General features: G+C 59.7%; 5 protein-coding genes and 1 pseudogene. All 6 read right to left on the bottom strand.

The genetic code is table 11. The features are described from left to right. Window positions 1–1949 (bottom strand): FtsX-like permease family protein (locus tag JWR14_RS17215; RefSeq protein WP_299709023.1); only part of this gene is annotated, 1949 nt, incomplete at its 3' end. 8 nt (window positions 1950–1957) lie between these two features. After that, a complete protein-coding gene (locus JWR14_RS17210; protein ID WP_299709020.1) occupies window positions 1958–2665 on the bottom strand; it encodes an ABC transporter ATP-binding protein in 708 nt (235 codons plus the stop codon). Between the two features lie 115 nt (window positions 2666–2780). After that, window positions 2781–3560: a class I SAM-dependent methyltransferase gene (locus tag JWR14_RS17205; protein WP_299709026.1), complete on the bottom strand. Its 780-nt coding sequence runs from the start codon at window positions 3558–3560 to the stop codon at window positions 2781–2783. 181 nt (window positions 3561–3741) lie between these two features. Then, complete coding sequence (locus JWR14_RS17200) at window positions 3742–6015, bottom strand: LPS-assembly protein LptD (RefSeq protein ID WP_299709017.1); 2274 nt, start codon at window positions 6013–6015, stop codon at window positions 3742–3744. Window positions 6016–6090: 75 nt separating this feature from the next. Continuing rightward, window positions 6091–8331 (bottom strand): annotated as a pseudogene (gene bamA / locus JWR14_RS17195) (outer membrane protein assembly factor BamA); the annotation flags it as partial. A gap of 243 nt (window positions 8332–8574) precedes the next feature. Beyond that, complete coding sequence (locus tag JWR14_RS17190) at window positions 8575–9042, bottom strand: hypothetical protein (protein WP_299709011.1); 468 nt, start codon at window positions 9040–9042, stop codon at window positions 8575–8577. Window positions 9043–9406: the final 364 nt, after the last annotated feature.

Here is a 9406-nt window from a genome sequence, read left to right as displayed (position 1 = left end):
TGCCGAGCGTAATCACGCCATACGCCGGCTACGACGAATGTCCCGCCGTGTGCGCCGATCGATAACTTGAGCCTTTGCCCCGGCGTGTATCGATACAAGTCGACCATCGCTTCCGATACCCATATGGGCGTCTCGCCATCTCGCAGAGCGGACGGTGGAAGCACGGGGCCGGTCATCTGCATGGCGGCGCCGGGATCGGCTGCATCGATGTCACGCGCGAGCACGGCCACCGCGGGACGTGCAGGGTCGAGTGTGAGGTGCGATGTGCGAGTGAACGCGGCACGCCTGACGCCGGGCGTCGCGGCGATCGCCGTTTGTTCGCCGGAACTCAGGCTCGCTGTGTCGCCATTGGCAGCGACTCGGACGTAAAGGTCGGCCGACAGGAGATGAGTCAACCATTCATCGACGGACACCCGGAAGCTCGCGACCATGATGGCCATTGCAACAATCAGCGCAAAACTCGATAGAACGCCGCCCATGGCGATCGATGCCTGTCCAGGTGCGTTGGCGAGGCGGGCAAGCGCCAGCGTCGTGACGGCGCGCGTTCGGCGTTTCGTATGCCATTGGCTCAGCGCGGTGAACACAATAGCCGTGCAACGCGGCATCAACGCGATCCCGCCAACCAGCAACAGCGCGACGGCTAGATAACCAAGGATGGGGACATCGAATAACGGCGGCAAGAGCGTCAGAACGCCGGCGGCCACGAGGCAGATCACTGCCGGCCACGGCGTCGCCAGCCGCGCTAGCGCGCCTTCTTCGCTGCCCGCTTTGAGCGCGGCCGCGGGCCGTGCGCGCGCCGCTTCCAGCGCCGGGACGAGGCTGCCCAGCACGGACACGCCGATACCCAGCGCAAGAAATATGGCGCTTGCAACGGGTTCGAACCTGACATGAGGTTGCACACCCGGGAAGTAGCCGCCGCCCAGGTCGCTACCGAAGAAACGCAGCGCGATGCTCGACAGCGCGTACCCCAGCGCGAGGCCGAGCACAGAGCCAAACACACCGAGAAGCGCGCCTTCCATCAATACCTGGCGTAAAAGCTGGCCGCGTGTATAGCCCAGTACGCGAAGCATCGCGAACTGCGCGCGGCGGCGAACGACCGCTAGCGCTTGCGTCGAAAACACCAGGAACGCGCCGGTGAAAAGCGCCACCAGCGCGAGCACATTCATGTTGATGCGGTAAGCGCGAGAGAGGCGGTCGGTGCGGTTTTCATCGTCGCGTGTTTCGGCTACCACCAGTTGATTGCCAAGCCGCTCCTGCAACGCGTGTTTGAAGCGATCCCGGTCGACGCCGCGTTGCAGTTGCAAGTCGATGCGCGAGAGTTTCCCTTCAAGTCCGAAACGCCACTGGGCGGCGGCGATATCCATCACCGCGACCCGTTGTCCAGGCCGTGCCCGAACCAAACCGCCGGCCACCCGGAGACGCACTGTCGATGTACCGCTAAGCAGTCCGACGTGCTCCCCGGGCGCTGCGTGAAGCCACTGCTGCGCTGCGGGTGAGAGGAAGATGGCGTCGTCGGAAAGGGTATCGAGAGGACGCTGCGTGGACGGCACGCCAATCAGTTCCGGCGTGATGCGGCTCGCCCTGAAGACGTCGATGCCAAGCACTTTCAACGCAGCGGTCTGGCCGGGCACGGTCACGTCCAGATCCAGAACGGGGCTGGCTAGTGCTACGCCCGGTGTTGTTGCGAGACGCGGGTACCAGTGTTCATCGAAGGTGGGCTGAGCGCCGCGGACCTGCAAGTCGGCTTCGCCGGAAAGGCTCTTGGCGGCTGCGGAAAACTCGTTGAATGCGGCACTGTTGATGAGCTGCACGGCATATCCGAGCGCCACGCCCAGCGCAATGGTCGCAATGGCCACCATTGCACGAGCCGGATGACTGCGCCACTCCGCACCAAGCAGCCAGCGCGCGAGGAGCCGGCCGCCTGCAATCCGCCGGGAGGGTTCCGTCACGAGCTCTCTCACGGGCGTTCACCGACGGACTGCACCGGTTGCGCGGCATGCAGCCCGTGCTCGCTCAAAATAAGTATCCGGTCCGCGCTGGCTGCCGCCGCCATGGAGTGGGTGACCATGATTGCTGCAGCGCCGTTCGCCTTGATCTCTGCACGGAACAACGAGAGCACCTCCTGCGCGGTTTCGGGATCCAGGTTGCCGGTGGGTTCGTCAGCCAGGATCAACGTGGGCCGATGCACGAGAGCACGGGCGATGGCAACGCGCTGCAGCTCTCCACCCGATAGTTGTCGCGGGAAATCATCGCCACGCCCACCCAGGCCAACGGCTTCCAGCAAGTCGAGTGCACGGGCCGGCGGCATGTTGTTGAGCAGCAGCGGAAGCGCGACATTCTGAACCAGCGTGAGATGCGGCAGGACGTGAAATGCCTGGAACACGAAGCCGAGCTTTTGCCGCCGGAGGCGAGTGGCGGCGTTGTCGTCGAGACTGGAGATTGCTGTGCCGTCGATCAACACTTCGCCGCTGTCGGCTTGATCGAGGCCCGCAATCAAGTTCAGAAGCGTTGACTTGCCGACGCCCGAGTCACCCATGATCGCAACGAATTCCCCAGGATCAAGCGAGAAATCGAGGCTTGCCAATAACACGCGGCCAGCACCGTATGCCTTGCTCAAGCCGCGACATTCGAGTGCGGGGGAAACGCCGTTATTGCCAAGGGTCATGGGGATCGAGTCGTCAGTGAGTGAAACTGGCTTGCGGGCCTCCACTGTGACAGAGAAGTGCCGTGCGCGTGCAAGGCACGGCTACGACGGAGCACTCCCCATTCCTGATCGCCGTTTAGCGTGCGAGCTTCTCGACATAAAACGCCGCAGTCTCGTAAGGAACCGTGACCACGTCCTTGTTCGCGAGCAGCGGTTCATCCGCGATCAGCGCCTTGACCTCGCTATCGATCTTCTCGCGCTCCTCGGCGCCCAGCGCTGCAATGAAGCTGGTGGAGCGCACCCGGTTCAGGATGACGTCCTCGGGCGAACCGGTATGACCGACGCTGAAATGGTGTTCACTGAGCGGGCCAAATCCCTTGAGCGGAAACGCGGCTCGCCAGGCGCCGGTGTAATAGCGGGGAGTATCGCCTTCCACTCGATTCACGATCGCGTCGAGCCGGGCGACCCACGGCACACTGGCATCCCTTAGATTCCAGATCAGACCGAGCTTGCCGCCCGGTTTCAGGACCCGGAGAATGTCCGCCAGCGCGGCGTGCGTCGAGAACCAATGGAATGATTGCGCGCACACCACCGCATCAACCGATGCATCAGGAAGCGGGATCGAATCGGCGGTACCCGCGTGTGTCTCCACTTGCGGAAGTGCCGCAGACAACTTGCTGAGCATCGCGGCGACAGGTTCGACTGCGATCACCCTGGCGCCCGTGCTGATCAACCGCGGCGTAAATTTTCCGGTGCCCGCACCGAGATCCACGACGGTTGTTCCGGCGCGAAGCCCGAGTTGATCACGTAACCAGTCAGCGATCTCTGGCGGGTAATCGGGCCGGCCGCGTACGTAGGTGTCCGCCGTCGTGGTGGTGGCGTAGCCGTCTGCTGCGGCGTGATGCACTCCCAGTATTTCCTTGTTCATCGTGTGCTCCTGCTTGCTGGATTCATCTTGTTCGGTAACCCCGTGCGGCGCCGTTCGGAAACTGGCAACAGGATAAGCAATCGCGGCATGATTTACTATGCATGCCAACGACAATTTTAAACCCTTCGATCCGCGCGGGCGTGTACGCACAAGCGAGCTATCAGCGTTGTCACTCGTAATTCGAGAACCGCGACTCGGGCTCGGGCGGTGAAGGCAATGGCGTATAGCCGGGAATGCTTGCTTTAAATTGCTCGGACAGCCCGTTATCGATCTTCGTCAGTCCCTTGAGCTGAAGCTGCAACAGGACGCGAGTAGCGCTGCTGGCCGTGGTCGTTGAGGTCGCTATATTCGTATATTTTTGCACCGCGAAACTGAGCGACCAGCAATCGGCGTCGTACTGAACGCCGAGCAACCCCGCCACCAGACGATGGGCGACCATGTCGTAATTGGCCTGCCCGACCGCGTAAAGCTTGCGGCTCAGCGGCCATTGACCGGACGCCACGATCTGGTTTTCCGCTTCGTTATCCAGGTCCTCATCAGCGCGGGTATACCGATAAGCAAGACTGACTACTTGCCGATCTCCCGGTTTCCAGGTGAAGCCGGAGGTACCCTGGTCCAGCTGGTTGCGCTGCTCGTCGTACTGCACCGCCTGCTCGGTCGTAAAGCCCGGGCCTATCTTAAGGGACGCCCCGACAATGACGTCGCTTCCGCGCACGTCCGTCACGGATTCACCCGGCTCCAGGACCACTTGCGGGTTGGTGAAATAGTATTCCTGCGCGACCACGAAGCGGGCTCGTTCATCACCGGTTGCCTGGTTGATGAACCGGGTTGTAATGGCGGCCGTTACACGGTTCAGGTCGGCAACCCGGTCGCCGCCAACGAAGGTGTTGTCGGTGAAGATCTGGGCCAGTCCAAAGTCCTCCTCGCCTGTGTCGAAGACCGGTGCAAAGGTCTGGTTCCGGTAGGGCGTATAGACGTAGTAGAGCCGAGGTTCCAGCGTCTGGATATAGTCCGTTCCAAACAGCCGAATGCTGCGTTCGAACACAAGCCCCGAGTCCAGGCTGAGTGTGGGAACATTGAACGAAAAGCTCTTCGGCTGGCCCGTTGGCGCGGTGCTTCCGATCGAGGACAGGTCGTAGGCCACGTAGTGCCACTGAACCTTTGGCGTGATGAACCATCCTGGACCGGACAGCGGATAACTGACGTAAGGATTGAACGTGAAACGGCTGCCCTCCGTGGAGTCTGCCGTGGAGATGGTGAAGCGCGTGACATCAGCCTCGGCGCCGAAATCGAATCCACCCATGTTGTACTGATTGTATTTAACGTCCACTTCCGGCGCACGATTGTAGGGCGGCGCGGTGCTGAATGATTGCCAGCGCTGCACTCGCGCCAGCACAGACCATGGACCGTTGTTGTAGGTCGCCCCCGCCTCCTGCTGGAAGATGTCCTCCCCGTTGACCAGCGATGCGGTATTCGAATTCAGGTCCGTTGTGACGTTGACGTCTGACACCTGCGAATAGTTAACATATGCAGCCAACCCGCCGCCGAAATTCTGGTTGTGCACGATGTTGATCGAATAACGGTTGGTCTTGGTCAGCGCATCGTCCGGCAAATAGGCAATAGTCACTGACCCCGAATACGTAGGCGACAAATAGCGATAATTCGTTGTCAGCATCGCGCCGCGTTTGGACATGTAGCGTGGTGTCACCGTCAGGTCGTAGTTCGGTGCAATATTGAAATAATACGGCACGGTGAGGTCGAATCCATTCGTCGAACTCAACGAGAAAGTAGGCGGCAGAAAGCCGCTCTGACGAGCGCTCGACAGCGGAAATGACAACCACGGACTGGCGAAGATGGGCACGCCCTGGAAGAACAGCACGCCATTGTGAGCGATGCCTTCGTTCGACCCCTGGTCCATGTCGAAACTTGCCGCCTTGAGGTACCAGGCCGGGTCAGTTTCGCACTGGCACGCGGTGTAGGTGCCGTGATGCACGACTGAACGTTCGTTATCGATCAGGTCGATGCTGTCGGCGCTTCCCGATCCGCCTGTCAGGTTGAAGTGATAGGTCGGCGTGCTCATGGTGCCCTCGTTGGCCTCGACCTGCAGATGGGCTTCAGGGCCGGCAAAGACATCGTAGTTGTCGACTATGCGCACGTGACCGTACGCGTCGGCCACGTTGCGGTCAATGTCGTAATGAACGGCGTCGCCTTTGACAATAGTAGCGGCGCGCCGAAGCTCTCCATGACCCTTGAGCGACATGTCGCGGTCTTCGTCGCCGTCTGCCGCATCGCCGATTCCAAATGCGGCCGGAGAGGTGTTTGCCGGCATCGGATGCTCGGTCATTTCAGGCGCGAGTCGAAGGCCCCACGGCGGATCGACTGGATCCGCCTGTGCTGCGGCGCCACTGAGCTGGGCGAGCACGGGCGCCGGTGTGAGGGACATGACGATCGCCGCTGCAACGGCGATATGGCGCACGCGCGGCGTGAGCCCGATGAGCGTTTCTGCGGACTGCACGGGTTAGAACGATGTGCCAATCTGGAATTGGAATTTCTGGTATTGGTCTCCCGCGTGCCGCACGATCGGCAAACCGAAGTCCAGCTTGAGCGGCCCGATCGGGGAGATCCACTCAAGTCCCGCACCATAGCTGTACCGCAGGCCGTTGGCGCCCACGCTATCGCCCTCGTTGCCCCAGACGTTGCCGCCGTCGACAAAAGTAAACACGCGCAGGGTCCGGTCATACCCCGTGCCGGGCAACGGGAAGGTCATTTCTATATTGCCGACGATCATTTTCGACCCGCCGATAGGGTCGCCGGTCGTAGCGTCGCGCGGTCCGAGCGAACCGGACTCGTAGCCCCGCACCGAGCCAATCCCGCCGGCATAGTAATTCTTGAAGATTGGATAGGCGTCGCCGCTTATGCCGTGGCCGTAGCCCGCCTGGAAGTTCATGCCGAAAATGAAACCCCGGGCGGGCGTGTAATAGTATTGAGCCTGAACATCTGATTTGTAGTACTGGGTATTTCCCGCCGGTGTTCCGAGCTCTCCGTTGGCCTGGAGGAAATAGCCTTTGCTGGGTATCAGCGCGCTGTCGCGTGCGTCGTGCGACCAGCCCACTGTGACCGGAACGTTGTTCACCACGCGACCGAACTCGGCGACATAGTCCAGGTAGCTTTGCGGGGTGGTCGAGTCTGTGTTGAACCGGTCCTGCTCGAAGCCGGCGCCAAAATAGACCACGTCCGACTCGGAGAACGGTATGCCGAACTTCATATCCGCGCCGACCGACGTAATACGAAAACTTGTGTCGCTAAAGTTGTAAAGCGGGTAGGTGGTCCTGTAATACATGTCGGTGATGCGCTTGATGCCATCGATCGTAAAGTAGGGATCGGTTTGCGTCACCGACAAGGTCCGGTACGTCGCCGCCGTATTCACGTTTAACGCGAGCGTTGTTCCAGAGCCGAACACGTTGTCCTGCGATACCCCGGCGGACAAAACGACCTTGTCGCTTGAGTCATAGCCTGCGCCCAGCGTGATCGCGCCCGTTGGTTTCTCTTCCACCTTCACGTTTACGTCGACTTCGTCGGTGGTGTCCGGAACCGGCACGGTGGTGACGTCGGTGTTCGTAAAGTAGCCCAGCCGATCAATCCGTTCCTTCGAGAGCTTCAGGCGGCTGCTGTCGAACCAGGAGCTTTCAATCTGGCGCATTTCACGACGTATCACTTCGTCGCGCGTCCGGGTGTTGCCCTCAATGTTCACGCGGCGCACGTACACGCGGCGCCCCGGATCGACCTGCAATGTCAACGCAACCGTGTGATGAACCTGGTCAATCTCCGGCTGGGCATTGACCTGTGCGAACGCGTAGCCATACTCTCCCAGCTTGTCTACCAGTCCCTGGGTCGTGGCTTGCAATTTTTCGGCCGAGAAACGCTCGCCCGCGCGAACCGACACAAGTTTTTGCAGCTCGGCGTTGCGATCAAGCAGGTTGCCACCCAGCCGGATGCTCGAAATGGTGTACGGCTCGCCCTCGTGAATAGTGATGGTCAGGTACATATCCTTCTTGTCGGGCGAGATCGACACTTGCGTGGAGTCAATGTTGAACTCCAGATAGCCGCGGTTCAGGTAATACGAGCGCACCTTTTCCAGATCTCCCGTTAGCTTATCTTTCGCGTAGAGATCGTTCTTCGTGTACCAGGAGAACCAGTTTGGAGTCGATAGCTGCATTTCGTCGAGCAGCGTCGACGAGCTGGCAACCTGATTGCCCATGAAGTTGATCTGGCGAATCTTCGCGCTCGGACCTTCGGTTACCGAGAACAGAATGGATACCCGGTTGCGGTCGATCGGCGTGACCGTGGTGGTCACCTCGGCGGCGTAATAACCGCGTGTCAGGTATTGGCGTTTCAGTTCCTGTTCGGCTTTGCTGACGAGCGCTTTGTCGTACGTGCTGCCTTGTGACAGGCCGACTGAGTGCAATGCTTTGGTGAGATTGTCCTTGTCGAACTCGTGAATTCCTGCAAAGTCGATTGACGAAACCGCGGCGCGCTCCTGTACTTTCACAATGACCACATTCCCTTGCGTCTCGACCTGGACGTCGTCGAAGAAGCCGGTTGCGTAGAGGGCACGAATGGTTTCCGACGCTTTGTCGTCCGAGAAGACATCGCCTCGTTTGAGCGGGACGTAGGCGAAGACCGAGCTAGGCTCGATGCGCTTCAGGCCCTCGATCTGTATGTCCTTGATGACAAAGCTGCTGGTCGCTGCATAGACGGAAGGAGCCAGGAACACGTTCAATGCAATGGCAACGGCTGAGTGAGCGGTGCGCGATGTTCGGAAAATTCGGAAGGGTCGGAAGTTGAATTTCATTTGATGTACTTGACGAGCATATCGGCCCGAATAAGTTGCCCTGCTTTTGCGCGTCTTATCAGACGTGATAGGACGTGATCGGTGCCGTGCTGGCCTGGACTTGCGTCTTCTGGCCGCTCAGGAAATTCGTTGCACTAGCCGGTTATTCGGTTATTGCAAGGGGCCGCTCGCGTGCGCTGGAATTTGAACCAGCCGTGCCGCCGATATCAGCGCGTCGACCATGGGAGGGATTTGCTCCCGGGGAAGACAAAAGGAAATGTCGGCGCCGCCTTGAAGCCGGAACGTAAGGACCAGACTCTTGCCGTTGTCGATTGCGCCGAGCTCCCATCCTTCACAGCCCATCGCAAAGTTGATGTGAGGCGTTCGCTGAAGCATTCGCTCTGATTGCATGATCGCGGCGGGAAGCACGGCGAGCAGTTCGCGAAATACCGAGTAATGGAACGTCAGGGTTGACCGGTCGCTATGCACCACCATATGTTGACCGTCGGGTTCCAGCTCGATACGTTCTATAGAAGCAACCCGCACGGACTCGGGCAGGTCATTCCTTTCTATCTTTTCTATCCCTTCTGCGCGAACCGGGCTGCGCTGGGTATTGATCTTTTCTTTCACTAGTGGCATATTTTGTAATCCTTATTTATTGAGTAAGGTATTGAGAGGACGGGCAGCGGCCTCGTGACAGGCTAGCTACCTTGCGGTTCGGTTACGCGCAGATCTAAAAACGAGCGGAAACTTCTGTTCCTTATCCCCAAGTGGACGTTGGAGATTCCCCGGTGTTAGCGGGTGCTGTTTCGCCGCAGGGCGGCCGTGTCTTCGCCTGTATGACGGAAAAAAGCTGCGCGTTCCCGGCCCGCTGACATCGCTACGAGCATTTGCGAAAACAACGGCGTTGAACTGGCTCGTAGAACCGCTGCAAGAACTTGTGCAGAAAGAATGTGTTTCATGGTGACTGCCCTCGCGTGCAAGTCGCTAGACGAGTCACTAA

The sequence above is a fragment of the Caballeronia sp. genome (assembly GCF_028292365.1).
Taxonomy (GTDB): domain Bacteria; phylum Pseudomonadota; class Gammaproteobacteria; order Burkholderiales; family Burkholderiaceae; genus Caballeronia.
Note: the sequence above shows the minus strand (reverse complement) of the source record. Positions and strands in the feature narration are given on the sequence as shown.